22 protein-coding genes and 1 pseudogene are annotated in these 24,404 nt (G+C 70.5%); 11 read left to right on the top strand and 12 right to left on the bottom strand.

The genetic code is table 11. The annotated features are described in order from the left end of the window. Positions 1-86 precede the first annotated feature (86 nt). Complete coding sequence (locus ACH4G3_RS16050; protein WP_397625030.1) at positions 87-842, top strand: IclR family transcriptional regulator; 756 nt, start codon at positions 87-89, stop codon at positions 840-842. Between the two features lie 21 nt (positions 843-863). Here ACH4G3_RS16050 and ACH4G3_RS16045 read toward each other — a convergent pair whose 3' ends face one another. From ACH4G3_RS16045 to ACH4G3_RS16020, 6 genes and pseudogenes are all read right to left on the bottom strand, one after another. Then, positions 864-1,667: a GntR family transcriptional regulator gene (locus ACH4G3_RS16045; protein ID WP_397625028.1), complete on the bottom strand. Its 804-nt coding sequence runs from the start codon at positions 1,665-1,667 to the stop codon at positions 864-866. Positions 1,668-1,821: 154 nt separating this feature from the next. Continuing rightward, positions 1,822-2,894, bottom strand: a pseudogene (locus ACH4G3_RS16040) (acetyl-CoA C-acyltransferase). Next, positions 2,891-3,538, bottom strand: coding sequence for a 3-oxoacid CoA-transferase subunit B (locus tag ACH4G3_RS16035; RefSeq protein WP_397625027.1), 648 nt, complete (start codon positions 3,536-3,538; stop codon positions 2,891-2,893). Before ACH4G3_RS16035 ends, ACH4G3_RS16040 begins: the two are co-directional and overlap by 4 nt. After that, complete coding sequence (locus ACH4G3_RS16030; RefSeq protein ID WP_397625026.1) at positions 3,538-4,320, bottom strand: CoA transferase subunit A; 783 nt, start codon at positions 4,318-4,320, stop codon at positions 3,538-3,540. Before ACH4G3_RS16030 ends, ACH4G3_RS16035 begins: the two co-directional genes overlap by 1 nt. 1 nt (position 4,321) lies before the next feature. Then, complete coding sequence (locus ACH4G3_RS16025; RefSeq protein ID WP_397625025.1) at positions 4,322-5,230, bottom strand: ABC transporter substrate-binding protein; 909 nt, start codon at positions 5,228-5,230, stop codon at positions 4,322-4,324. A gap of 94 nt (positions 5,231-5,324) precedes the next feature. After that, positions 5,325-6,245, bottom strand: a complete 921-nt coding sequence (locus tag ACH4G3_RS16020; protein WP_397625024.1) for a VOC family protein — start codon at positions 6,243-6,245, stop codon at positions 5,325-5,327. Between the two features lie 228 nt (positions 6,246-6,473). Between ACH4G3_RS16020 and ACH4G3_RS16015 the strand changes: the two genes are divergently transcribed. Continuing rightward, positions 6,474-7,370 (top strand): fumarylacetoacetate hydrolase family protein, encoded by an 897-nt coding sequence (locus ACH4G3_RS16015; protein WP_397625023.1) that lies wholly within the window; start codon positions 6,474-6,476, stop codon positions 7,368-7,370. Then, positions 7,367-8,482: an alcohol dehydrogenase catalytic domain-containing protein gene (locus tag ACH4G3_RS16010; RefSeq protein ID WP_397625022.1), complete on the top strand. Its 1,116-nt coding sequence runs from the start codon at positions 7,367-7,369 to the stop codon at positions 8,480-8,482. The genes ACH4G3_RS16015 and ACH4G3_RS16010 overlap by 4 nt, the downstream gene beginning before the upstream one ends. 169 nt (positions 8,483-8,651) lie before the next feature. On the opposite strand, the gene ACH4G3_RS16005 is transcribed toward ACH4G3_RS16010, so the two are convergent. After that, positions 8,652-9,269: a nuclear transport factor 2 family protein gene (locus ACH4G3_RS16005; RefSeq protein WP_397625021.1), complete on the bottom strand. Its 618-nt coding sequence runs from the start codon at positions 9,267-9,269 to the stop codon at positions 8,652-8,654. Positions 9,270-9,469: 200 nt separating this feature from the next. On the opposite strand from ACH4G3_RS16005, the gene ACH4G3_RS16000 reads away from it, so the two are divergent. From ACH4G3_RS16000 to ACH4G3_RS15990, 3 genes are all read left to right on the top strand, one after another. Next, positions 9,470-10,393, top strand: coding sequence for a LysR family transcriptional regulator (locus tag ACH4G3_RS16000; protein WP_397625020.1), 924 nt, complete (start codon positions 9,470-9,472; stop codon positions 10,391-10,393). A 157-nt stretch (positions 10,394-10,550) separates the two neighbouring features. Beyond that, positions 10,551-11,642, top strand: a complete 1,092-nt coding sequence (locus tag ACH4G3_RS15995) for an aromatic ring-hydroxylating dioxygenase subunit alpha (RefSeq protein WP_397625019.1) — start codon at positions 10,551-10,553, stop codon at positions 11,640-11,642. Then, entirely contained in the window at positions 11,639-12,595 is a 957-nt protein-coding gene (locus tag ACH4G3_RS15990) for a PDR/VanB family oxidoreductase (RefSeq protein ID WP_397625018.1), read from the top strand. Before ACH4G3_RS15995 ends, ACH4G3_RS15990 begins: the two co-directional genes overlap by 4 nt. A 71-nt stretch (positions 12,596-12,666) precedes the next feature. Here ACH4G3_RS15990 and ACH4G3_RS15985 read toward each other — a convergent pair whose 3' ends face one another. From ACH4G3_RS15985 to ACH4G3_RS15975, 3 genes are read right to left on the bottom strand one after another with little or no spacing between them, the layout of a single operon-like run. Then, the gene (locus ACH4G3_RS15985; RefSeq protein ID WP_397625017.1) at positions 12,667-13,887 is read right to left on the bottom strand and encodes an FAD-dependent monooxygenase; all 1,221 of its coding nucleotides are present in this window, start codon (positions 13,885-13,887) and stop codon (positions 12,667-12,669) included. Next, a complete protein-coding gene (locus ACH4G3_RS15980) occupies positions 13,884-14,834 on the bottom strand; it encodes a dioxygenase family protein (protein ID WP_397625016.1) in 951 nt (316 codons plus the stop codon). Before ACH4G3_RS15980 ends, ACH4G3_RS15985 begins: the two co-directional genes overlap by 4 nt. Positions 14,835-14,846: 12 nt before the next feature. Then, the gene (locus ACH4G3_RS15975) at positions 14,847-15,947 is read right to left on the bottom strand and encodes a maleylacetate reductase (protein ID WP_397625499.1); all 1,101 of its coding nucleotides are present in this window, start codon (positions 15,945-15,947) and stop codon (positions 14,847-14,849) included. 169 nt (positions 15,948-16,116) lie between these two features. On the opposite strand from ACH4G3_RS15975, the gene ACH4G3_RS42390 reads away from it, so the two are divergent. Both ACH4G3_RS42390 and ACH4G3_RS15960 read left to right on the top strand, forming a co-directional pair. Then, entirely contained in the window at positions 16,117-16,935 is an 819-nt protein-coding gene (locus tag ACH4G3_RS42390; protein WP_449657601.1) for an IclR family transcriptional regulator, read from the top strand. A 447-nt stretch (positions 16,936-17,382) separates the two neighbouring features. Further along, complete coding sequence (locus ACH4G3_RS15960; protein ID WP_397625014.1) at positions 17,383-18,759, top strand: MFS transporter; 1,377 nt, start codon at positions 17,383-17,385, stop codon at positions 18,757-18,759. A 171-nt stretch (positions 18,760-18,930) separates the two neighbouring features. On the opposite strand, the gene ACH4G3_RS15955 is transcribed toward ACH4G3_RS15960, so the two are convergent. After that, positions 18,931-19,896, bottom strand: coding sequence for a pirin family protein (locus tag ACH4G3_RS15955; RefSeq protein ID WP_397625013.1), 966 nt, complete (start codon positions 19,894-19,896; stop codon positions 18,931-18,933). Positions 19,897-20,120: 224 nt separating this feature from the next. Here ACH4G3_RS15955 and ACH4G3_RS15950 point away from each other — a divergent pair, with 224 nt between their 5' ends. Next, positions 20,121-20,411 (top strand): tetratricopeptide repeat protein, encoded by a 291-nt coding sequence (locus ACH4G3_RS15950; RefSeq protein WP_051185616.1) that lies wholly within the window; start codon positions 20,121-20,123, stop codon positions 20,409-20,411. Between the two features lie 67 nt (positions 20,412-20,478). Here ACH4G3_RS15950 and ACH4G3_RS15945 read toward each other — a convergent pair whose 3' ends face one another. Then, positions 20,479-21,888 (bottom strand): PepSY-associated TM helix domain-containing protein, encoded by a 1,410-nt coding sequence (locus tag ACH4G3_RS15945; protein ID WP_397625012.1) that lies wholly within the window; start codon positions 21,886-21,888, stop codon positions 20,479-20,481. 132 nt (positions 21,889-22,020) lie between these two features. On the opposite strand from ACH4G3_RS15945, the gene ACH4G3_RS15940 reads away from it, so the two are divergent. Together ACH4G3_RS15940 and ACH4G3_RS15935 are read left to right on the top strand one after the other, a co-directional pair. Then, a complete protein-coding gene (locus tag ACH4G3_RS15940) occupies positions 22,021-22,665 on the top strand; it encodes a peptide deformylase (RefSeq protein WP_397625011.1) in 645 nt (214 codons plus the stop codon). Positions 22,666-22,806: 141 nt separating this feature from the next. Then, on the top strand, positions 22,807-24,399 hold the full coding sequence (locus ACH4G3_RS15935) for an ABC-F family ATP-binding cassette domain-containing protein (RefSeq protein WP_397625010.1): 1,593 nt from the start codon (positions 22,807-22,809) through the stop codon (positions 24,397-24,399). The last annotated feature ends 5 nt before the right edge of the window (positions 24,400-24,404 follow it).

The raw sequence follows: 24,404 nt of genomic DNA, 5'->3' as shown, positions 1-24,404 counted from the left end.
CCCGATCAAAGTGTGTACAGTTTGTCGTTCACTGACACTACCGCCGCGTTCCCTTAGCTGGAATCCCATGCGGATATAATTCCTCTATGCAGAATTCACTTCCCTCGTATCCGGTGAGCGCGGCAGGCAACGCCTTGCGTGCTGTCCGACTCCTGCATGAGCACGGTGAGCTGCGCGTCATGGACGTCGCCGACCGGCTCGGCGTCGCACGGTCGACGGCCCACCGGATCCTGGCGATGCTCGTGTTCGAGGGATTCGCGGAACAGGACCGTCACAAGGCCTACCGGCCTGGGCCGGCCTTGCGGGCGATCAGAGGCAGCCAGGCCGCCCCGCCTCCCGACCTGATCACCCTTGCCCGTCCCCACTTGCAGCGCCTGGCGGACACAGTCCGCGAGACCACCCACCTGATGGTGCTGGAGGGCAACGGAACCCGGTTCCTGGACGGAGTGGAAGGTCCGCAGGCGCTGCGCGTGAGCTACCGCACGGGCGCGCTCCTGCCCGCCCACGTGACCTCGGGCGGCAAGGCGTTGCTCGCCGAGCTGCCGCCGGAGCGACTCCGGGCGCTTTACCCCAACGGACTGCCCGGAGGAGCCAAGGCGCCGGACGACATCGAGCGCCTGATGGCTGAGCTGACGTCGATCCGCCGTACCGGCTGGGCCCTCAACCTCCAGGACAGCGAGCGGGGTGTGAACGCGGTCGGTGTGTGTGTCCGCGACCGCACGGGTACGGCCGTGGCCGCCGTCGCCGTGGCGGCGCCGTCCGCCCGCTGTCCAAGAGGCAGGCTGACCGAACTGGCCCAACCGCTGCGGTTGGTGGCGCGGGACATCAGCAAGGAACTGTGACCGGCGGAGAGCGACGGGGCGTCAGGACTGACCGTTGCCCGCGATCCCCAGGGCCGTTCGCGTGGCCGCGGGTTCGTACTCGGGGGCGATGTCCGCCAGTACGCTCAGCGCGGTGCGTGCCAGATGACGGGCGACCACGCGTGCGGCTTCGGCCGGGTCGCTCAGGCGCATCGCCTCCAGGAGCGCTTCGTGCTCCGCGTATGCCTTGCCCCATGAGGCGGGCGCGCCCAGCTGGGCCAGGCGGATGTAGCGCTCGCTGTGCTCTCCGAGCGAGGCGATCATGCGCTGCAGGTGTGGCCCCACCGCCTGGGTGGCGATGCTGTGGAACTGGTGGTGCGCCGCGTGCCACTCGTCCGGCTGGTCGTCGACCGACAGCCCCCGCATCCGCTTCAGGGCATCGCTCATGCGCTCGACGTCATCGGCCGTGAACGACTTGGCCGTCATGCTGACGGCGAGCGTTTCGAGCATGATGCGGGCCCCGTAGACAGCGTCGAGGTCCTCGGGGTCCACCGACCGCACCCGCGCTCGCTGGTCGGGCCGCGCGTCGATGAGCCCCTCTTCCTGGAGCAGCCGGAACGCCTCGCGCATGGGCGTACGACTGACGCCCAGCTTCCGGGCCATCTCGGCCTGGAGCAGGACCGAGCCCGGTGGCAGCTCCCCGTTCAGGATCATGGTGCGCAGGCGCCCGTGGACGTCGAGGGCCAGTCGGCGCCCGCCCGCGGCTGCCGTGGGGCTCTCGCCCGACGGCACGGAGTCGGCCCGCACCTCGCCCCCGTTGCCGGCCGGCCGCTGTTCCTCGCGGGACTCGCTTCTGCTCCTGCTCACGCCGGGGAGTCTACCCAGGGTGTATGCAGCCCATACAGCGTCCCCTTGCAACTGCCCGGCGAGAGTCGTGGCGCCTCTTCCCGAACAGGTTCGGAAGGGGGGTGACTGTATCCACCTGTTGGGCAATCAGCAGCCGGACGGTGGCCCCGGCGACTCATCGTTCGAGAACGAGGGCGAGGCCCTGTCCCACACCGATGCACAGGGTCGCCAGACCGACGCCCGAGCCCGCGGCCGCGAGCTGGTGGGCGACCGCCCCGGCCAGCCGTGCGCCGGACGCGCCCAGAGGGTGGCCCATGGCACAGCGCCCGGTTGACCGCTGCGACGGGCCCGAGTCCGAAGTAGTGGGGCTCGATCGCGGTAACGGCGGAGGCGCTGACCCGGGCCGGCGGCTCACGGCCGAGCGCCCGAAGCCCCCCTCGTCCGCGAGCAGGAGAGCGGCGGCGCCGTCGTCGAGGGGCGAGGCGTTGCCCGCGGTGACCGTGCCCCCCACGGGACGGAAGGGCGGCTTGAGCCCGGCCATCGCCTCCAGGGACGCGTTCTCGCGTACGCATTCATCGCGGGCGCGGAGCACCGGGTCGCCCTTGCGCTGCGGAACCGGCATCGGTGCCACCTCGGCGTCGTACAGGCCGTCCTTCCACGCCCTGGCTGCCTTCTCGTGACTGGCGAGCGCGTAGGCGTCCTGCTTCTCACGGCTGATGCCGTGCTTCTCCGCGATCAGTTCCGCGCTCTCCCCCAGTGGGACGGTCCACTGGGGCGGCATCGCGGGGTTGACCATGCGCCAGCCGAGCGTGGTGGAGTACAGCTCGGTGTGGCCGGCCGGGAAAGGGCGGTCATTCTTGGGCAGGACGTAGGGCGCGCGGGACATCGACTCGACGCCACCCGCCACGGCGACGGACGCGTCGCCGAGCGCGATGGCTCGCGCGGCCTGGACGACGGCTTCCGGCCCGGAGGCGCAGAGCCGTTGACGGTGACACCGGGCACGGTCACCGGCAGACCGGCCAGCAGCGCCGCCATGCGTGCGACGTTGCGGTTCTCCTCGCCTGCGCCGTTGGCGTTGCCGAGGAAGACGTCGTCGATCCGCGCCGGATCGAGGCCGGGAGAACGGTCCAGCAGGGAGCGCACGACGTGGGCGGCCAGATCGTCGGGGCGTACGGCCGCCAGAGCACCGCCGTACTTGCCGGCCGGCGTGCGGACCGCGTCGACGACATACACATCACGCCGGCTCATCGGGCGGCTCCTTGCGCGACATGGATCTTCGGCCCGGTGTGTTCGCGCACCTGGTCGGCAGCGACCCCGGGCGCCGTTTCGACCAGTACGAGGCCGTCGTCGGTCACATCCAGGACGGCCAGGTCGGTGATGATCCGGTTCACGCACCGCCTGCCGGTCAGCGGCAAGGAGCACTCCTCGACGATCTTCGGGCTGCCGTCCTTGGCGGTGTGGGTCATCACGACGATGACGGTGCGGGCCCCGTGGACCAGGTCCATGGCGCCGCCGATGCCGGTGACCAGCTTGCCGGGGACCGCCCAGTTCGCCAGGTCGCCTGCCGCGGAGACCTGCATGGCGCCGAGTACGGCGACGTCGATGTGACCGCCGCGGATCATGCCGAACGACAGCGCCGAATCGAAGAACGAGGCTCCGGGAAGGACCGTCACGGTCTCCTTGCCGGCGTTGATCAGGTCCGGGTCCACTCCGTCGTCGGTGGGATAGGGGCCGGTGCCCAGAATGCCGTTCTCGGACTCCAGGATCACCTCCACGCCGTCGGGCAGGTGGTTGGGGATCAGAGTCGGCAGGCCGATGCCCAGGTTCACGTACTGGCCGTTCCGCAGTTCGCGTGCGGCCCGGGCGGCCATCTCCGCTCGGTTCCAGGCCATCAGCGCTTCACCGCCTGCTGTCCGCCGGGCACCGAAACCGTGCGCTGCTCGATCATCTTGTCCGCGGCCTCCTGGGGAGTGAGGGCAATGACCCGCTGCACGAAGATCCCGGGCAGATGCACCGCGTCCGGGTCGATCTCCCCGGGCTCCACCAGCTCCTCCACCTCGGCGATCGTCACCCGTCCCGCCATCGCCGTGACGGGGTTGAAGTTCCGCGACGACTTGGCGAAGACGAGGTTGCCGTGCCGGTCGCCCTTGGCCGCACGCACGAGCGCGAAATCGGTACGGATCGCGTGCTCCAGTACGTACTCGGTGCCGTCGAACTCCCGAGCCTCCTTCGGCGGTGAGGCCAGCGCGACGCCGCCGGAGCCGTCGTACCGCCATGGCAGTCCGCCCTCGGCCACCTGCGTGCCGACACCGGCGGGTGTGTAGAAGGCGGGAATGCCGCATCCACCGGCGCGCAGCCGCTCGGCGAGTGTGCCCTGGGGGATCAGTTCGACCTCCAGCTCCCCGGCCAGAGACTGATGGGCGAACTCCTTGTTGGCTCCGATGTAGGAACCGGTCACCCGGGCTATGCGCCCCGCGGCGAGCAGCACGGACAGTCCCGCATCCATGGCGCCGCAGTTGTTCGACACGACTCGCAGGCCGAGGGCCCCGTGGTCATGGACCGCCTTGATCAGTACGTTGGGCACCCCGCTCAGACCGAACCCGCCGACGGCGATCGACGCACCGTCGAAGATGTCGGCCACGGCCTCGGCGGCCGGGGCAACCACCTTGTCCATGTCAGACCTGCTTCATTGTCGGCTGACCGGGACCGATCAGGGACGTGAGCGGGCAGGCGGGCTCCGGGTCCGGCGTGAAGCGGCGGCGCAGGTCGGCCACCGCCTCCATACCGCGCAGGGTCACCTCGGGTGGGGTCGACAGGCCGGCGGGCCCGAGGAGGCCGGGGACCGCTGCCCGGGCGGCGGCCTCGGGAAAACCGTGCCGCAGCAGAGCCGCCTCGATGCCGGGTGCGCCGGAGGCCAGCAGTTCCTCGGTGCTCATACGGCAGACCTCGGCATAGGCGCGGGTGTGCCACGCGGTTGCGGTCTCACGCGGAGTGACCACCACGTTGGTGATGAGGTCGGGTGCGACCTGAAGGTGGCCGCCTACGCGCGGGAACCCCTTCTCGCCTGCGAGGACGTCGAACGGCGGGTGCAACGTGGTCCCGTCGACAGCGCCCGTCGGCAGGGCCTGGAACCTCTGCAACGTACCGCCCACCGGGACGAGTTGGCCGTCGGTCACCGGCGAGCCGGCGACGTCGGTGAGCACGGCGCGCAGCACGAACGCGAAGGCGCTGTGCGCGTTGTCGACCGCCCACCGGTCGGTCGGCAGCAGCGCTCCGGGGCGCCGGTGAACAGCGAGTTCGCCCATGCCCTCCGCCCGGACGGCCACCGGGTCGCGCTTCAGCAGCCCACGCAGCAGGTGGTCGGGAGAGGTGTGCATGAGGTCGAAGTCGCCGTCGTTCCAGCCGGTCATCTGCTGGTCGGAGGAGACGACCGGCACGAGGTTCACCTCCAGCCCGGCCTGCTGGAAGTACCCGGAGTCGATGGCGTGGTAGAGATGCACGCCGCCGGCGCCGGGGAAGACACCCACAGTCAGCTGTCGGGTGGGCTCGCCGGGTGGGCGGAGCGCACTCAGCTCGGTAGGCATGCTCCGTTGCATGGGATGAACGCTTCCTTTGAGTCAGAGGACCGGGGCGGGGCCGTCGGCTCCGGCCGTTCCGGCAGTCACTCGATGACGACGGTCAGGCGGGCCTGGCTTCCTGGTTGGTGATGAAGTCGGCCGGCGGCGCCCCGGGGCCCCAGACGGCTTCCGGGCAGTCCCAGTCGTTGGGCTGCCAGTCCTCGGTGATGCAGTCCATGTCGCTGGAGTACTCGATCCAGCTGCCCCAGGGGTCCTGGATGTAGTGGAAGAGGTTCGAGCCGAGGGTGTGGCGGCCCAGGCCCCAGCCCTTCGTGTAGCCCTCCTCGGCCATGTTCCGCGCGCCCTTGGCGATCTGGTCGATGTCGGACACCATCCAGCTGGAGTGGTGCAGGCCGGGGTGCTCCCCCGGGACGAAGCCGAAGACATGGTGGTCGCCGGGACCGGAGTTCATGAAGACGGGGCCGCCGTTGATGATGCGGTCCGACAGACGCAGCCCGAGCGTGCGAGTGTAGAAGGCCTCGGAGGCGCTCACATCGGAGCTGAAGATCAGCATGTGCCCGAGTCGCTGGGGGCGGGTCTCCTCGGTCGCGGTCAGCCAGCGGGCCTGGTCGACGCGGCGGACCCGGTCACCGACGTTGGCGTCCTGGGCGTCCGTGGTGCCGAACTCGCGCCACGGGGCGATCCCCTCGTCCCGGAGGTTGACCAGGTTCCCTTCATGATCGCGGAACCACAGTCCGCCGGGCACCTCGGCCGGCGCGTCCAGCAGCTTCAGGCCCAGGCCCTCCAGGTGCCGCTGCCACTCGGGCAGCGAGTCCGGCTCCACCGCGAACGCCACGTGGTGAAACCGCTTGACCGGTCCCTCCATCAGCACCGTCTGGTCCTGCTCACGGCCGTCGCAGCGGATCACCACCGCGTTGCCGCGCTCCGCGGTCTCCAGCCCGAAGGCGCCGTAGAAGCTCGCCCCGGTGTCCAGTGACGGCACCTGGAGTCCGTAGTGCAGGAGACCTTTGACACGCAACATGTGCACTCCTCATGGTTCTGGTGAACCCGCATCCCGCACGGGCACCGAGCTAAGTGTGTACACCTTTCGGGTCGGACGTCCAGATGCCCGCCAAGGCTTTTCCATTGCGGAACACAGATCATGTCCGCCGCCCACATCCACTGAACCTCGCGGCGACTCACTCTTCCTCTCGCAAAGTGTATGCACTATGGTGCTCGTACTTTGAGAGAGCCGCCTGTCGGAGGAAACATGACACCGCCTGAATGGTCGCTTGTGCAGTACCGGGTCGATGACTCGGAGAAAGTCGCCGTCGGTGCGTACACCGACGGGACCGTGGTGCAGGGGCCGCCCGGGACCGAGGGCCTCACGCTGATGGAGGTGCTGGGCCGCTGGGAGTCGCTCACACCACTGCTGCGCGGCTGGACGCCGGCCGTGTCCGACGCCGTTGCGGGCGCCCGCCTGGCTCCGCCGCTGACGTATCCCCACAAGGTGATCTGCGCGGGCGCCAACTACTGGGACCACATCGCCGAGATGGGCTGCGAGCGCCCCGACGAGCTGGGTGATCCGTACTTCTTCCTCAAGCCGCCGACGACGACCGTGACAGGGCCCGGGGACCCGGTGCCGCTGCCCTCCTACCCCGGCGCGCGCGTCGACTGGGAGGCCGAACTGGCCGTCGTCATCGGCCGCGGCGGCCGCAACCTCCCGCCCGAGCAGGCCATGGCCCATGTGGCCGGTTACATGGCGGCGAACGACGTCTCGGCCCGGGACCGGCTCAAGCTGGCCGCGCCGGTCGCCGAGCCGTTCACCTTCGACTGGGTCGGCCACAAGGGACAGGACGGATTCTGCCCGCTCGGCCCCGGCCTCGTGCCCGCCTGGCAGATCAGCGACCCGCACGACCTCAAGATCCAGCTCAGCATCAACGGGGTGCTGAAGCAGGACTCCTCCACCGCCCAGATGATGGTGAAGATCCCCGAGGTGATCGCGGCGGCCAGCCGTATCGCCCGGCTGGAACACGGGGACGTCATCCTCACCGGCACACCGGCCGGCTGCGGAGTACCGCGCGGGGAGTTCCTGGCTGCCGGGGATGAAATAGTCATCGAGATCGAGCGGATCGGTCGCCTGGAGAACACGGTGGTGGCGTCATGAGCATTACCTCGGTCGCTTCGGAACTCGGCTGGTCGGAAGCGCTGCCGGTTCCCGCAACCATGCGAGCCATGCTGTTCCGCCGGTTCGGACCGCCCGACGTCCTGGAGCAGGCCACGGTCGACACCCCGCGCCCCGGCCCCGGCGAGGTCCTCGTCCAGGTCGCTGCGGTCGGTATCGGCCGGCTGCTCGACCTGACGGCACGCGCGGGCAACCACCCCTACGCCAGGATCGAGCCGCCGCACATCCTGGGCGCGGACCACGCCGGCACGATCGCCGCCCTCGGCGAGGGCGTTAACTCCGTCCAGGTCGGCGACCGCGTGGCCGTCCTGCCCGGCGTCGCCTGCGGCACCTGTGCCTACTGCGCCGACGGCCGCGAGGAAGTCTGCGACGCCCTGACCGTGATAGGCACCCACCGCCCCGGCGCCTACGCGCAGTACTGCGCGGTGCCGGCGGGCAACGTCCACAAGGTCCCGGACGGCATCCCGGCCGCGATGGCCGCCTCGCTCGCACTCCTCGGCCCGGTCGCCGCCAACCAGATGACCCAGGCAGGACTCCGCCCCGGACACTGGGTACTTGTCCAGGGCGCCTCCTCCGCTCTCGGCTCCACGACGGCCGCCTACGCCCAGCACCTGGGCGCGAGGATCATCTCGACCTCCCGCTCGGCTCAGAAGCGCGCGGCCATGGCCGCGGCGGGAGCCGACCTCGTGCTCGACACCAACGCGCCGGACTTCGTGGAGCGGGTCCGGGAGGCGACCGGCGGTCGTGGCGTCGACATCGCCGTCGACAACCTCGGTGACCCGGCCGTCTGGGACGCCACCATCGACTCGCTGGCCCGCGGTGGCGCTGTGGTCACCTCCGGGGCCTTCCTCGGCGGCCAGGTCAAGATCAACCTGCGGCGCGTGTACTCCGACTGCCACCGCATCATCGGGGTACGCACCGGCAACCCGGCCGCGGTGGCGGAACTGTGGACGCAGGTGGAGAACGGCTTCCGTGCCGTCGTCGACCGCACCTTCACCATCGCCCGCGCCGCCGACGCCCACCGCTACATGGAGGACGACAACAGCCTCGGGCGCGTGGCACTCACCCTGCGCGCCGAGGACTGGGACGCATAACAGCACCGGATTCCGGCCTGTCCCCGGCGGAACAACCTCGGGGACGGTACGGAACAGTCGTCCCCTCGGACCGGCCCACCGGGGTTCCACCACGACGAAGGGCGCCTGAACCGGACTTACGCCCGGCAGGCGCCCTGCTGACACATCAGTGAGGCCGATCAGTGGCCGGTCAGTGAGGATCACCCGGAGTACTCGAGCCAGCCAGCCACTTCGCGCCCTCTTGGTAGAGGCGCTGCACGACCTCACCCGTGAGGCCCGGCAGCCCGGTCTTCACCGTGAAGCCGGCCTTCGTCTGGAGGTAGCCGAGATGGCGGTACCCCACGGGGAAGCGGCCCAGCAGGTGCGGGTCCAGGCTCAGCGTCGCGGAGGGATCGACCACGTCGAGACGGTCCTTCTCGTAGATCGGCTGCCGACGGACGATCTTCCACGCGCCCTCGTGGCGGGCGCAGAAGTCGTAGAAGCGCCCCGTGCAGACGACGTCGACCTCCACTCCGTCGACCTCGGCCCGCTGATTGATGGTCATCTTGGTCTGGGCCATGGCGCGGTCGCCCACGACGTCAGAGGTGTGACCGCCGAGGAAGTGGAGAATGCTGACGCCGTTGTCGAAGCCCTCCCGGCTGATCGCGATGAAGTCCGTTGCCGGGCCCTGGAACCACGTGGCCGTCATCCAGCCGTCTACGGGATGCCACACGGTGGCGAACCGCTCCCAGTCGCCGGCGTCGCGCCACAGTGCCCAGTCCTCGACGAGCTGACGCAGCTCGCTCCTGTCCGTCTCGATTGTCGGCATGCAAAACCTCGGTCGGGTGTCGTGTAAGAAATGGAACCAGGTCGGCGAAGACGGCTTGGAACGCGTCGCAGAAGCCTGCCGACGGCCGAGTACGGGACGGCATCGACCTGGCTCTGTCGATACCCGGACGGTAATACCGTACCGGCGATCCGTCGAATAGAAATGCCGCATGCGATACATGGGCGAGGTGAATACCAAGCGTGAGTTTCCCCATTCGATCGACGAGTACCGCGACCGGCCTGCACCGAGTCGACCTCAATCTGCTCCCGCTGCTCGCCGCCCTCCTCGAGCACCGCAGTGTCACCCGCGCCGCCCAGGCGGTCGGACTGACCCAGCCGGCCATGAGCAACGCCCTCCAGCGGCTGCGGCGCACACTCGGCGACGAACTGCTCGTCCGGGTCGGCCGCCACTACGTCCTCACCGAGCGCGCCGGCGCGCTGGTCGGACCGGTCAACCTGATCCTGGAGACCGCCACCCATCACGTACTCACGCCTCCGACGTTCGATCCCGCGACCTCGGACCGCATCTTCCGCATCGCCGCGACCAGCGCCTCGGCCCTGACCGTCCTTCCGGCCCTCAGTGCCGCGCTCGCCGTGTCCGCACCGGGTGTCCGCCTGCACCTGGAACCGCCCGATTCCGCCATGGACCTCACCCGCGGCGACGCGACCGCGGACGTGACGCTACTGCCGGACACCGTGCCGACGACGCTGCCGAGGGAACGGCTCTACCACGAGGACTGGGTCGTCGTCGCCGACGCGGACAACGACCGCATCGGCGCGGCGCTCACCGTCGACGACCTCGCCCGGCTGCCTCACGTGGTGTTCGAGTGGGAAGGAGGGCGGGTCGGCGCGCAGCAAGCCCTGGCCCGGTTGATCCCCGATCTCCACGTGCGGTGCGTCGTCTTCGAGTTCCTCATGATCCCCTCAATGGTGAGCGGCACACCCATGATCGCGTTGCTGCAGCGCCGGCTGGCCCGGCAACTGGCGGCCCAGCACGGGCTCCGGGTCATGGAGGCGCCGATTCCATTGCCGTCGCTCGGTATCGATCTGGTGTGGAATCCGCGCACGGCCGGCGACCCCGGACGGGTGTGGCTGCGAAAGCAGCTGATGCGCGCGGTTCATTGACGGTGTGATTGCACAGCATTTCCAGCATTCATTGGATTCATTCCTCCGCTGTGCTTAGCGTTCCGGTGAGAGTACGCCTTTCGCGCCGCGGTCCGCGCTTTCGGCCGGCCATCGCCGACGGACGGGCAGCGCGCCGACAACCAGACGAGGAGAACTCATGTTCCCGCTGAATGCCTGGTACGCCGCGGCATGGGACACCGAAGTCGGTCGCACCCTGTTGCCACGCACCATCTGCGAGCGCCCGCTCGTGCTGTACCGCACCACTTCCGGGGAGGCGGTGGCGCTCGCCGATGCCTGCTGGCACCGTCTCGTGCCGTTGTCGATGGGCGAGTTGCACGGTGACGACGTGGTCTGCGGCTACCACGGCCTCGCCTACGGCCCCAACGGCCGCTGCACCCGGATGCCCGCGCAGGAGACCCTCAACCCCTCCGCCGCCGTCGCCTCCCACCCGGTCGTGGAACGGCACAGGTTCGTCTGGGTCTGGCTGGGCGACCCCGCGGCAGCCGATCCCGATCTCGTCCCGGACCTGCACTGGAACGAGGATCCGCAGTGGGCCGGGGACGGCGAGAGCATCCTCCTCGACTGCGACTACAGGCTGGTCCTCGACAACCTCATGGACCTGACCCACGAGCAGTTCCTGCACGCCGACAGCCTCGCGAGCGACGAACTCTCCGAAGCCGAACCGGACGTCGCCCACGACGACCATTCGGTCACGCTCACCCGGTGGATGCGGGGGATCGAGGCGCCGCCCTTCCTGGCCATGCAACTGCGCCGCAAGAATCCCGCCCATGACGGCCCCGTCGACCGGTGGCAGGTCATCCGCTTCACCGCTCCCTCGACGATCACCATCGACGTCGGTGTCGCGCCGACCGGAACCGGGGCCCCGGAAGGCGACCGGAGCGCGGGCGTGAACGGCTACGTACTCAACACGGTCACGCCCGCCGCGGCCGGCACCTGCCACTACTTCTGGGCCTTCACCCGCAACTACCACCTCCACGACCAGAGCCTGACCACCCTGCTCCGTAACAGCGTCTCGCGGGTCTTCGGCCAGGACGCCGACATGCTCAACGCGCAGCAGCGGGCGATCGAGGCCAACCCCGGGCACGAGTTCTACAACCTCAACATCGACATCGGCGGGATGTGGGTGCGCCGGATCATCGACGCACAGGTCGCGCGGGAGCAGGGGCGGGACCGCACAGCCCCGGGCCGTCTGGCGGCCGTCGCGGCGACCACGAGGGAGACGGCATGACCAGCACCGCCGACACCGCGGTCCTGGTGACACGCACCGAACTCGTACCCGGCATCGTGGAACTGGTGCTGCGCACGTCCAGAGCCGTCCGAACGGTCCCGCCGGGCAGCCACATCGACATCACCGTTCCCCTGCCGGCCGGGCCGGAGACCCGCTCCTACTCGCTGGTCGACCAGGGCCAGGACGACGGACTGCTCCGCATCGCCGTACGCCTCCAGCAGGACGGACGCGGAGGATCGAGGTGGATGCACGACCTGCGTCCCGGCTCGGAGATCACTTTCGCGGGCCCGATCGACGCGTTCCCGCTCAGCCCGGGGCGCCTGCCGAGCGTGCTCCTCGCAGGCGGCATCGGGATCACACCCATCGTCGGGCTCGCCCGCGCCCTCCGCACGCGAGGGGCCGACTACCGGCTCGTCTACGCCGGCCGGTCCCGCGACCGGATGGCCTTCGCCGACGACCTCGAGCGGGAACACCCCGGCAGGGTCACGGTCGTCGAGGACAGGCCCGGAACCTTCGTCGACCCCGACGAGGTCGTCGCGTCGGTCCCGGAGGGTGGCGTGCTGTACGTCTGCGGTCCGATCGGGCTGCTCACCGCTGTTCGAGCGGCGTGGGAACGGGCTGCCAGGCCACCCGGTGAACTCCGCTTCGAGACGTTCGGCACGAGCGGCGCCGTGGCCGCGGAAGCGTTCCGCGTGGAGGTTCCCACGCGCGGGCTGAGCTTCGAGGTACCCGTCGGCACGAGCCTCCTGGACGCCCTGGAAGCCGCAGGAGTGGAGATGATGTACGACTGCCGCCGCGGCGAGTGCGGCCTGTGCAGAGTGACGATCCTCGACGTGGCGGGCAAGGTCGATCACCGGGACGTGTTCCTGTCGGAACGTCAGCGCCGGCAGGGCCAGGTGATGTGTGCGTGCGTTTCCCGTGCCGCGGGCGCCTCCCTCACCATCGACTGCTGAGCGCACCGAACCGTGCCGCCGCAGGGTGCGCGACCCCTGCGGCGGCACGGGAACTCCTGCCCCCCCACGGCTCAGCCGGCCGCCAGTGCTTCCCGCATGGACAGCTCGGCGTCGTGCCCGTAGATCCACCCGTTGTGGGCGAAGGGGTCCGCGCTCGAGAACGAGGCGTCCCTGGCCTGCTGAGCGGGACCGTCGGGCAGGTGGTTGCTCTCCGCCCTGCCCCGGCTCATCTGCTGCACGCGGGTGGCGCGCGGGCGGCGTATGGCCTCGTACCGGCGCAGCGCGGCACAGGGGTCTTCCGGCCGGTCGGCGAGGCAGCCCGCCAGGACGGCGGCGTCCTCCATCGCCTGTGCCGCTCCCTGGGCGAAGAAGGGGAACATCGGGTGGGCCGCGTCGCCGAGCAACGCGACCGGCCCGTTCGTCCAGCGGGGCAGCGGGTCACGGTCGAGCAGCGCCCACCGTCCAGTGCGCTCGGCGGCCGCGAGGAGTGCTCGCAGGTCGTAGGACCAGTTGGCGAACTCGGCGCGCAGGTCCTCGATCCGCCCCTCGGCCGACCAGGATTCCGTCGTCCAGTCGTACGCCGGCCCGAACGCGACGATGTTGATCTGCTCGCCCGCGGAGATCGGATAGTGGACCAGGTGACGGTCAGGGCCGAGCCACAGTGTCTGGACCGGGCGGCGCGCGAACTCCGGTGCTCTCTCGGCCGGTACGAGGCACCGCCAGGCGCAGATGCCCGAGAAGCGGGGTGAGCCCGCCTCGGTCACGTACTGCCCCACGGTGGTGTGGACGCCGTCGGCACCGACGACCACGTCGGCGAACTCCTGTGCGCCGTCGGTGAACGTCAGCTCCACACCCTCGTCCAGTCGGCACAGGCGGGCGAGCCTGGACCCGAGCCGCAGCGACGCCTCGGGGACCGCTGCCCGCACCGCGGCGAGGAGATCGGCGCGGTGGGCGACGTAACTCTGCTCGCCGAAGCGCCGTTCGCACTCCTCGCCGAGGTTCTGGGAGAACAGCACGCGCCCGTCCTCCCAGCGCCGGAACTCCCATCCGACCTGCAGCGGCACCGCGCGCTCACGGAAGCGGTCCAGTTGGCCGAGGCTGCGCAGCAGCCGCACGGCGTTCGGGGAGACGACGAGGCCCGCGCCGACCTCGGTGAGGGCGGGCGCCTGCTCGTACACGGTCGCCTCCAGCCCGGCCCGGTGCAGGAACGCCGCGGTGGCGAGACCGCCGATTCCGCCACCGACCACGGCGACGCGCGGGGCGGGCGTTCGTCTCTTGTCCTCGCTGATCATTCACCGGCTCCTGTCGCCCGAAGGAAGCCCGCTCCCGCTGCGTCCGCGGGAGCGAGGACGATGTCGAAGCGGACACTCGACCAGGACCGGCCCCCGAGATCGCGGCCGTCGGGAGTGGGTGTGCCCGCGGGGTGCTCCACGAAGTCGTGGACGAGCGAGTCCTTGACACCGAACACGGCGTCACTGTCGAGGAGTTCGTCGCCGCGGACGAATATGTGCGTGATCAGGGTTCGCTTGCCTTCGGCGCGGACGTCGAAGTGCAGGTGCGAGGCGCGCATGGGGGAACGGCCCACCGCGGCGAGCAGCGCGCCGACCGGACCGTCGTGCGGAATCGGGTACGGGGTCGGGGTGATCGCCCAGAACCGGTAGTTGCCCGTCTCGTCGCTGAACAGATGGCCGCGCGCCGCGGTGCGGTCGTCGTCGTACTGCACGTCGTAGAAGCCGTCCTCGTCGGCCTCCCACACCTCCATGCGGGCCCCCGGCACCGGCTTCCCGTCGGTGCCGGTGACCGTGCCCTCGACCCAGCACGGCTGCCCGGCGGCGCCGAAGGACATGTCCCCGCCCAACGGGATCTCGGGTGAGCCCTCGACGAAGAAGGGGCCGAGCACCGTCGCCTCGGTCGCGTTCGCGTACGCCTCGTTGTTGATCGCGATCGTCTGCATGGACGCCCCGAGCACGTCCGACAGCAGGATGAACTCCTGCCGCTTGTCGTCGGTGATGTGCCCGGCTGCGGTGAGGAACCGGATCGCGGCGTCCCACTCCGCCTCGGTCAGGCGCACCTCGCGCAGGAAGGCGTGCAGGTGCCGGGTCAGGGCCTGCATCAGCTGCTTCAGCCGCAGGTCCTCGGCGGTCCTGAACGAGGCCACGACCTTGTCCACCAGGGCCTGCTCACGTGCCTGCTGCTCGGCGGCAACCTGCGCGGCAACCCTGTTCGTCTCACTCCGCATGAGTTCTCCTCGTCATCGAGCCGTGGTCGTCGAGTCGTCGGTCACCCCGGCGGTCATCGTTCGCGGGTCCGCCCCCCGCCACGCCGCACGGAGCAGGCGCTGAACGTCCTCGGCCGTCACCGGACGCGGGTTCCCGTCCGGCACCACGTCCAGGACCGCCTGTACCGCATCGTCGGCCTCGGTCTCCTTCAACCCGTAGTCGCGCAGTGCCTTCGGCGCGTCCACGTCACGCCGGAGCCCTTCCAGCCCATCGATCGCCGAACCGGCACCGAAGGCGGCCGCGATCCGTTGTTCGGCCTGCGGGGCGGCGGGTGCGTTGAACGCCAGCACGTAGGGCAGCACGACCGCGTGGGTCTGGGCGTGCGGCAGGTCGTACATGCCGCCCAGGACATGACAGATCTTGTGATGCAGTCCCGAACCCGCCGACGAGAACGCCACCGCGGACAGATACGTGCCGTACAGCGTCTGCTCGCGGCCCGGAAGGCCGGCCGGGTCGGCGACCACCGCGGGCAGACCCGCGGCCAGCGCACGGATCCCCTCTCCCGCCAGCGCCTGGTCGACCGGATCCACGCGGGGGCCCCACATCGCGTCGACGCAGTGCGCCAGCGCGTTCAGCCCCGACGCGACACTCATCGGCACCGGCAAGGACACCGTCAACGTCGCGTCGTACACGACGCAGCGCGGCAGGACCCGTGCGTCGACTCCGGTGGTCTTGTGTGCCTGCTCGGTCAGGCCCCATACGCTCGTGGCCTCCGAACCCGCGTACGTGGTGGGAACGGCGACGATCGGCAGCCCACAGGTCAGCGCTACCGCCTTCGCCAAACCGGTGGTGGAACCGCCACCGACGCTGAGCAACAGATCCGCCCGGTGTTCCGCCGCCGCGGCGCGAGCCCGCTCGGCCACCTCGACGGGCACGTGCATCACCACCTCGTCCCACAGCAGCACGACCGGCAGATCGGCGGTGACCGTCTGCGCGAGCTCGGCCTCGGCGGGAGCCGCGATCACCATCACCCGCGACGCGCCGAGCCGCTCCACCTCCGCCCGTACCCGCGCCGCCGCCGCACCCGAGGCGAAGCAGACCCGCTGGGCCAGGCTCTCGTGCTCGAAACGCAGCAACGACCCGTTCTGTGACGCGGCTTGCGACTCGGCGCCATGGCCACCGCCGCCTCGCGACGTCCCGGTCATGCGCATACTCGGACTCCCTTCGACTGTCGGACTGGGAGTGAGAGTCAGGGGCAGACCCCACGATGGTCAGTACGATGTCCGTTGAACGGACACCTTCCTGCCCGCCGTCTGCTGCCAACCGGAGAATGACCGAGGCGGAAGGCCCGCCACTACGGCGAAAGGACCCGACACGGCCAACAGCAGTGACCGTGGCCGCACGGTCACCTCCCGGGCCCTGGCGATCCTGGACGCGTTCACACAGGAACGCCCGGAGCTGACCCTCGCCCAGGTCTGCCGCCTCACCGGCCTCCGCCACGCCACCGCGCACCGGCTGGTCGGCGAACTGACGGCATGGGGCGCACTGGAACGCCTGCCGAGCGGCTCCTACGTCATCGGCCTGCGCCTGTGGGAGCTGGGGACGCTCAACCCTCGCGGGCTGCCGCTACGGGTCCGGGCGATGCCCGTCATGGAGGACTTGCACGCCGCCACGCGACAGCACGTGCAACTGGCCGTCCTCGACGGTAGCGAGGCCCTGGTCGTCGAGAAGATCTCCGCGGCGGGAGCGGTCCCGGTGGTGTCCCAAGTCGGGGGTCGGCTGCCCCTGCACGCGTCCGCCGTCGGCCAAGTGCTGCTGGCCCACGCCGGCGAGGACCTGTTCACCGAGGTCGTACGGGACGGCCTGGCCCGCTTCACCCCCAGGACCGTCACTGATCCGGCCACACTGCGTCTGACGCTGGCGGAGTGCCGACGGACCGGCGTCGCGGTCGTACGCGAAGAGATGAGCCGGGACGCCTATTCGGTGGCGGCACCGGTCACCGACGCGAAAGGCCGCGTGGTCGCGGCCCTGTCCGTGGTGGGCGCCGACGCCCGAACCCACCTGCTGGTACCGGCTGTTGTGCTGGCTGGCCGCGGCATTTCCCGGGGGCTTGGCTCCTGAGGAGACGCACCCTGGATGTGCATACACACTAACTCTTCGAGTGATGCACGGCCTGAAGTCGCCCCGGGGCCCCCGAACCGCAATCCCACCGGGACATTCGCCGCATCGCCGCCAGGGCTCCCGTGCTAACCAGCTCAGACATGACTGCCACCGAGCGACACCCCCAGCCCGCCGCCCACGCCGCACACCGGAGGCAGGTTTCCCGTACGCAGCCCTTTACAGCCCCGTAATAGTGTGCACACTTAGCGGTGCAAGACGAGCTGCGGGCGATGCACTCAGGCCATCGCCTCAACGACACTCGCTGATCCAGGCTGCGTGTGCCTGCAGCCTTCGCGTCCATGCCCCGACATGACTCCGGTCGGCCTGCGACTGCCACCGACGAACCTGCGCACGCCGCATTCAACGCGAGAGAGACCCCACCGACAAAGCTCAGTGAGAGGAACTGTCATGCACGAAGAGAGCCGCGGAGGAAGTGGCGGCAAAGCCACCTGGCCTCCGGTGACCTTGCTGGTCCTCGCGATCTGTGGGTTCGCCATCGTCGCCGACGGATACGACGTGGTCATTTACGGCGCTGTCATCCCGTCCCTGCTCCACGAACACGGGTGGGGTCTGACTCCTGCCGGTGCCGGTCTCATCGGTTCCTTCGCTCTGATCGGGATGCTCATAGGAGCCACGACCGTCGGCACGCTCACCGACATACTGGGCCGGCGCAGGATGCTGATCGGCTGTCTGGCCTGGTTCTCGGTGATGACCGGCCTGTGCGCGATCGCCACCTCCCCGGAGGTGTTCGGCATCTTCCGGTTCCTCGCCGACCTCGGCCTCGGTGGTGTACTGCCGACCGCCTCCGCGCTCAGCGGTGAATACTCACACCCCAAGGCACGCAACCTGGTCTTCGCGATCATCTTCAGCGGCTTTCCCGTGGGGGGCATCATCGCCGCCTTCACCGGGATGTTCGTGATACCCCGCTTCGGTTGGCAGGCAATGTTCCTGCTCGGTCTCCTCCCGCTCGTCCTGGTCGTGCCGGTGGCCCTGAAGTTCCTGCCCGAGTCGATCGCCTTCCTCCGGGCGAAGGGCAGGCACGCCGAGGCGGAGAAGACAGCCCGGCGCTGGAACATCCCTCTGGAAGACACTCAGAATGCAGCACCGGCGCCGACCGGAACCGGCTCGGACAGCATGCCGCCGGTGAAGGCCCTGCTCTCGCGCGACTACGTCGTGGCGACTCTGTGCTTCCTGGCCATGTCCTGCCTGTGCCTGTTCATGATCTACGGATACAACACCTGGCTCCCGGAGATCATGCGCCGGGCCGGCTACTCCTCCGGTTCCGCACTCGGCTTCCTGCTCATGTTCAACCTCGGCGCTGTCGTCGGCCAACTCCTCATCTCCCTGGCCGCCGACCGGCTCGGCTCGAAGCCGATCATCGTCACGACCTACCTCCTGGCCGGCGTGGCCGTGATCCTGCTCAGCCTGCGGCTGCCCACGGCGGTGCTGTACGCGGCCGTCGCGCTGGGGGGTGTCGGGGCGATGGGGACGCAGACGTTCCTCCTCGCCTACGTCTCCAAGTACTACCCGGTACGGATGGGCGCCACAGCGCTGGGCTGGACGCTGGGCTTCGGCCGCATCGGCTCCATGCTCGCCCCGCCCCTGCTCGGGCTCATCATCGGAGCCGGTCTGGCACTCCAGTGGAACTTCTACGCCCTCGCCGTCCCCGGCATCCTCGGTGCCGCACTGATCGGACTGGTTCCCCGCACTCCCGGCGACGGAACCCCGGTGGAACAACCGCGCGCAGACGAGACGACGGTCCGCTCCCTGCCTGAGCCGACCTGATCCACGCCCCCAAACCCGCCATCGACTTCTACGGGCACCCGAAATGGGTGCCCCGTAGGGGCACCGCCGGCCGACGCCCTCGGACGCCTTCCGGCAAGCAGGTGGAAGACAGCGAGAACGGCCCGACCGTCTTCCGCCCCGCGGCCACCAACGCTCGCGCGTTTCCGCAGGTCAGCGCACCCTCCCCCGCGGCTTCAAGGGCACCGGCGGCAGCTCCGGTGCCGGCAGCGGGTCCCCGTCGTACCCCTTCACCTCCCCGAACCGCGACCCTTCCATCCAGTCCCGACGCGCCTGCTCGATCTCCTCCTGCGACCGTCCGATCCAGTTCCAGAACATGATCAGCTCCTCCTCGAACGGCTCCCCGCCCAGCAGCATCAGGCCCGCGTCCGACTCCGCCCGCAGCGGCAGTTCGCTGCGGCCGCAGCCGAGGTAGAGCATCGAGCCGGGCAGAACCGGGACGCCGTCCACGTGGGCCTCGCCGGACATGGACAGGACGGCGTACTCGAAGTCCGATTCCAGGGGGAGGCGTACGTCCGTGCCCCGGGTGAGGGCCAGGTCGGCGCCGGTGATCGGGGTGTACGCCGTGCCGGGCGAGGTCGCGCCGTCGAGGTCACCGAGGATGAGCGTCGCCTTGATACCGGGTGCCGTGACGACCGGCAGGTCGGCGTGGTGTTCGAAGCGCGGGTCGGTGTGGCGGTGGCCGTCGGGGAGGGCGACCCACAGTTGCGCGCCGTGCAGGAAACGGGCGTGCGAGCGGGGGCTCTCCTCGGAGTGGCTGATCGCCCGGCCGGAGGTCATCAGGCCCAGTTCGCGCGGCCGGATCGTCTGGAGGCTGCCGGTGGAGTCGCGGTGCAGCACCTCCCCCTCGTGCAGCCAGCTCACCGTCTGGAGGCCCATGTGGGGATGCGGCGGCACTTGCATGCCGGGTTCGTCGGCGATGTCGTCGGGGCCGTAGTGGTCGACGAAGCACCAGGCGCCGACCATACGGCGGCCGAGGTTGGGCAGCAGCCTGCGGACCTCGCTGGATTCGCCCAGCTTGACGTGGCGCGGACTGAGGAGTTCGCGAACCGGCTCGGCTACGACGAAACCGCGGCCACCACACGGGGAGGGAACCGCCTCGCGCTCAAGATTGCTCATGGCGCACAACCTAGTCCGGTGGACGGGCCCGCGTCGCGCGTCATTCGGGCCGCGCCCGGGCTCCCGTGTCGGCCGGCCGCCCTTACCGAGCAGCGGTCGCCTTTAGTGGAATATTAAACCAACCTGTCCGGTTGTCGGCCTCGAAGGAGGCACGAGTGAACACGACCTACGACGCGACGTACTACGCCCATGGGACACCGGCAGAGCGCTGGGAGCGCGCGCAGATGTTCTTCGACGCCAAGGACTACGCCGCCGCCGCGCGGGTCCTGGGCGGGCTGGTCGAGGAGGTGCCCGAGCAGACCGGGCCCCGGCTGCTGCTGGCGCGCTCCTACTACCACTCGGCCCAACTGCGCCGCGCGGAGGCCGAGTTGCGGACGATCGTCGAGCGGGACCCGGTCGAGCACTACGCCCGGCTGATGCTCGGCCGCACGCTCCAGCGGCAGAACCGGCACGAGGAGGCGGAGCCGCACCTGCGGATCGCCTCCGCGCTCGCGGGTGACTTCGAGCAGCGCTGACCGGTACGTACCTGACTGTGCCCGGCTCCCCGCGGGGAGCCGGGCACCTGCCCCGTCGGCCGGTCCGCTACCGCGCCGGCGTTCCTGCTCCGTACGTCCGCCGTCCCCGCCGGTAGGCGATCTCGCCCAGCACGATGTCGACGGCCAGGAAGGCCGCGAGCGGGATGCCGAACAGCGGCAGGAAGTAGCCGAGTACGGCGACCCCCGCCAGCAGCGGGACCAGGATCTGTGGCGGCACCTGCTGCCAGGCGCCGCGTGGGATCGGGCGGCCGAAGGCGGTGCCGCGGCCGCGCTGCCACCACATGCGGTAGCCCCAGACGATCAGCAGGATCAGGCAGAGCGCGAGCAGCATCAGGGCGATCTGGTTGGCCAGGCCGAACAGGATGCCGGTGTGCAGGTCGATGCCCCACCGGGTGAGCTTGGCGAGCACCGGGTAGTCGGCGAACCGCACCACGTCCATGACCTGGCCACTGGCCGGGTCGATCGCGACGGCATCCTGCTTCTCGGGCCAGCTGCGCTGCACCTGCTTGACGACGTACGCCGACTTCGCGTCCGCCGGCGGCACGATCTCCACCGGGTCGCCCAGGCCCTCGGACCGGGCCGCGGCCAGGACCTTGTCCAGGCCCACCCCGTGCGCGGCGTCTCCCGCCTGCCCGGCGGCGGAGCCGTGGCCGGCGTGTTCACCGCCCGCCGACGCCGACACCGACGGCGTGGCCTGCCCCAGCGAGGTCCGCAGCTCGTCGATGGTGGCCCCGGCGTAGGCCGACCAGGTCAGACCGGTCGCCGAGAGGAAGAAGAACCCGGCCGCCGCCCACACGCCGACGCTGCCGTGCAGTCCGAGGGTGCGGCGCCGGCCGTTCGTGCCCCGCACCTTGCGCAGGGCACGGCGGCGGGAGAACCACAGCACCAGTCCCCCGGCCGAGATCACCCACAGCCAGCTGGCCGCCAGTTCGCTGTACAGCCGGCCCGACTCGCCCAGGTGCAGGTCCCGGTGGAACTCGTCGATCCAGGTGCGCAGCGGCAGCGCGCCGGTCGAGCCGTACTGGTCGAGGGAGCCGCGCACCTTCGCGGTGTACGGGTCGACGAACACGGCGAGCGTGTGTCCCTCGTCGACGCCCGGGACACCGGACAGCATCACCCTGGTCGTCGCGTCCGCCTCGGGTGAGGGCCGTACGGCCGAGACCGTGCCCTCGGGGTGGGCCTTGCGGGCGGCGGCCACCTGCTCGCTGATCGGCAGCTTCCGCTCGCCTGCGGGGACGGTCAGTTCATGGTCGTACACGATCTTCTCGGCCTGGAAGGAGGCGGCGTACAGCAGGCCGGTGGTGGCAGCGATCAGGAGGAACGGCGCCACCAGGACCCCGGCGTAGAAGTGCAGGCGGAGGATCAGCGGGCGCAGGGGGGCCCAGGTGTTCTTCGACGGTGCCGGGGTGGCGGGTGGCGGGACCTCGTCCGTGGTGGTCGAGGGAGCGGTGGTCATCGGCAGGTTCTCCCGGGGACGTCTTCGTGGCCGTTGCGGTGCAGTAGTCGGGCTGAAGGGGCGTCCAGTTCCCGGGGAGGGTGTGTGACGTGCGACACATGAGGGCGGGGGGTGGCGTGTCATCCTGACGCGATGGGAACTCCGAGCGATCACGCACCCCTGGCCGAGCGGGTCGAGGAACTCCTCGCCGGTGGCGGCCCGTTGGCCATCGTGGCGGCCGGTGATCCGGTGCTGCGGCGCGGCACCGAGCCGTACGACGGCCAGCTGGGGCCCGCGCTGCTGGCCCGGTTCGTCGAGGCCCTGCGGATCACCATGCGCGCGGCGCCGGGGGTGGGCCTTGCGGCGCCGCAGGTCGGTGTGGAGCTGAGGATCGCCGTGATCGAGGACCCGGCGCCGGTGCCTGAGGAGGTGCGGCTGGCGCGCGGGCGGGTGCCGCAGCCGTTCCGGGTGCTGGTGAACCCCGCCTACGAGCCCGTCGGCGGCGCGCGGGCCGCGTTCTTCGAGGGCTGTCTGAGCGTGCCGGGCTGGCAGGCGGTGGTGGCGCGGCCCGCCGAAGTGCGGCTGACCGGGCAGGACGAACGCGGGCACGCGCTGGACGAGGTGTTCACGGGCTGGCCCGCGCGGATCGTGCAGCACGAGACGGACCATCTCGACGGGGTTCTGTATCTGGACCGCGCCGAGTCCCGTTCGCTGTCGTCCAACCAGGCGGTGACGGAGCGCTGGGCTCAGCCGACGCCGGAGGAGGCCGCGCGGGCACTCGGCTTCGAGCTGCCATGACGCCGACCGCCGCGGAAAATCGGAGGCGCCCGGCAGGCGCCTCCGTTAGCGTGACGTCCATGTCTACGCCCCGAATTTCCTAGCCGAGGACCCGCTTCCACGCCACCCGTGTGTCCTCTTGCTTGTTCGGAGCGTTTTCTCATGATCACCGTTCGTGACGTCGACGTGCGCGTGGGCGCGCGTCTGCTGCTGTCCGGCGTCTCCTTCCACGTCTCCCCCGGCGACCGCATCGGTCTGGTCGGCCGCAACGGCGCGGGAAAGACCACCCTGTTGCACACCCTGGCGGGCACCCTGCGACCCGCCGCCGGGACCGTCACCCGTACCGGGGACGTCGGCCATCTCCCGCAGGACTCGCGCGCGGCCGACCAGTCGGTCACCGTCACCGACCGGATCCTGTCCGCGCGCGGCCTGGACCACGCCGTACGGGCGCTGCGCCGCGCCGAGGCCGCGATGGCCGACGGGACGGAGCGGTCGATGAACGCCTATGTGCGGGCCGAGGCCGAGTTCCAGGCGCGCGGCGGATACGCGGCCGAGGCGGAGGCCGCCCGGGTCGCCGCCGGGGTCGGACTGCCGGCGGGTCTGATGGAACGGCCGCTGCGCGCCCTGTCGGGCGGTCAGCGCCGGCGCGTGGAGCTGGCCCGCATCCTGTTCGCCGGGCACGGCACTCTGCTGCTGGACGAGCCGACGAACCATCTGGACGCGGACTCGGTCGCCTGGCTGCGCGGGTTCCTCAACGGCCACCAGGGCGGGCTCGTGATGATCAGCCACGACACGTCCCTGCTGGCCGGCACCGTGAACCGGGTCTTCCACCTGGACCCGGGGCGTGCCGCACTCGACGTCCACAACACCGGCTGGGACGAGTATCTGGCCCAGCGGGACGCCGACGAGCGGCGCCGGGCCCGCGAGCGGGCGAACGCCGAGCGCAAGGCGGCGGCGTTGCACGCCCAGGCCGACAAGATGCGGGCCCGGGTGGCGACCGCGGTGGCCGCGCGGAACATGGCCCGCCGGGCCGACCGGATGCTCACGGACCTCGAACCGGCCCGGCGCGCCGAGAAGACGGCCAGGATCCGGCTGCCCGAGCCGGCGCCCTGTGGCCGGATCCCGCTCCGCGCCGTCAGCCTGACCAGGTCGTACGGCGGGCAGCACGTGCTGCGGGGCGTCGACCTCGCCGTCGACCGGGGCAGCCGCCTGGTGGTGCTCGGGCCCAACGGCGCCGGAAAGACGACCCTGTTGCGGATCCTCGCCGGGCAGGACACGCCGGACGGCGGCCGGGTGGTCCACGGGCACGGGCTGCGCCTCGGCTACTTCGCCCAGGAACACGACACGCTGGACCCGGAACTGACGGTCCGTGAGCACCTGGCGGGTGCCGCCCCGCACCTCGCCGACGGCGAAGTCCGCCAGGTCCTGGGCGCGTTCCTGTTCTCCGGCGACGACGCCGGCAAGCGCGTCGGTGTCCTCTCCGGCGGCGAGAAGACCCGGCTCGCCCTGGCCGGCCTGGTGCACTCGGGCGCGAACGTGCTGCTCCTCGACGAGCCCACCAACAACCTCGACCCGGCCTCCCGTGCCGAGGTCCTGGCCGCGGTGGGCACGTACCCGGGCGCGATCGTGATGGTCACGCACGACGAGGGCGCCGTCGACGCGCTGCGGCCGGACCGGGTGCTGCTGCTGCCGGAGGCGGAGGAGGACCTGTGGAGCGACGACTACCGGGAGTTGGTGGTGCCCGCGCACGCGTGACCTTG

The organism is Streptomyces afghaniensis (assembly GCF_044327915.1).
Classification (GTDB): domain Bacteria; phylum Actinomycetota; class Actinomycetes; order Streptomycetales; family Streptomycetaceae; genus Streptomyces; species Streptomyces afghaniensis.
Note: the sequence above shows the minus strand (reverse complement) of the source record. Positions and strands in the feature narration are given on the sequence as shown.

Bases quoted from the DNA above. Each gene is read 5' to 3' on its own strand.
- ACH4G3_RS16050 (WP_397625030.1), top strand. From the start codon at position 87: ATGCAGAATTCACTTCCCTCGTATCCGGTGAGCGCGGCAGGCAACGCC.
- ACH4G3_RS16035 (WP_397625027.1), bottom strand. From the start codon at position 3,538: ATGGCCTGGAACCGAGCGGAGATGGCCGCCCGGGCCGCACGCGAACTG.
- ACH4G3_RS16030 (WP_397625026.1), bottom strand. From the start codon at position 4,320: ATGGACAAGGTGGTTGCCCCGGCCGCCGAGGCCGTGGCCGACATCTTC.
- ACH4G3_RS16025 (WP_397625025.1), bottom strand. From the start codon at position 5,230: ATGCCTACCGAGCTGAGTGCGCTCCGCCCACCCGGCGAGCCCACCCGA.
- ACH4G3_RS16020 (WP_397625024.1), bottom strand. From the start codon at position 6,245: ATGTTGCGTGTCAAAGGTCTCCTGCACTACGGACTCCAGGTGCCGTCA.
- ACH4G3_RS16015 (WP_397625023.1), top strand. From the start codon at position 6,474: ATGACACCGCCTGAATGGTCGCTTGTGCAGTACCGGGTCGATGACTCG.
- ACH4G3_RS16010 (WP_397625022.1), top strand. From the start codon at position 7,367: ATGAGCATTACCTCGGTCGCTTCGGAACTCGGCTGGTCGGAAGCGCTG.
- ACH4G3_RS16005 (WP_397625021.1), bottom strand. From the start codon at position 9,269: ATGCCGACAATCGAGACGGACAGGAGCGAGCTGCGTCAGCTCGTCGAG.
- ACH4G3_RS15995 (WP_397625019.1), top strand. From the start codon at position 10,551: ATGTTCCCGCTGAATGCCTGGTACGCCGCGGCATGGGACACCGAAGTC.
- ACH4G3_RS15990 (WP_397625018.1), top strand. From the start codon at position 11,639: ATGACCAGCACCGCCGACACCGCGGTCCTGGTGACACGCACCGAACTC.
- ACH4G3_RS15985 (WP_397625017.1), bottom strand. From the start codon at position 13,887: ATGATCAGCGAGGACAAGAGACGAACGCCCGCCCCGCGCGTCGCCGTG.
- ACH4G3_RS15980 (WP_397625016.1), bottom strand. From the start codon at position 14,834: ATGCGGAGTGAGACGAACAGGGTTGCCGCGCAGGTTGCCGCCGAGCAG.
- ACH4G3_RS15960 (WP_397625014.1), top strand. From the start codon at position 17,383: ATGCACGAAGAGAGCCGCGGAGGAAGTGGCGGCAAAGCCACCTGGCCT.
- ACH4G3_RS15955 (WP_397625013.1), bottom strand. From the start codon at position 19,896: ATGAGCAATCTTGAGCGCGAGGCGGTTCCCTCCCCGTGTGGTGGCCGC.
- ACH4G3_RS15950 (WP_051185616.1), top strand. From the start codon at position 20,121: ATGTTCTTCGACGCCAAGGACTACGCCGCCGCCGCGCGGGTCCTGGGC.
- ACH4G3_RS15945 (WP_397625012.1), bottom strand. From the start codon at position 21,888: ATGACCACCGCTCCCTCGACCACCACGGACGAGGTCCCGCCACCCGCC.
- ACH4G3_RS15940 (WP_397625011.1), top strand. From the start codon at position 22,021: ATGGGAACTCCGAGCGATCACGCACCCCTGGCCGAGCGGGTCGAGGAA.
- ACH4G3_RS15935 (WP_397625010.1), top strand. From the start codon at position 22,807: ATGATCACCGTTCGTGACGTCGACGTGCGCGTGGGCGCGCGTCTGCTG.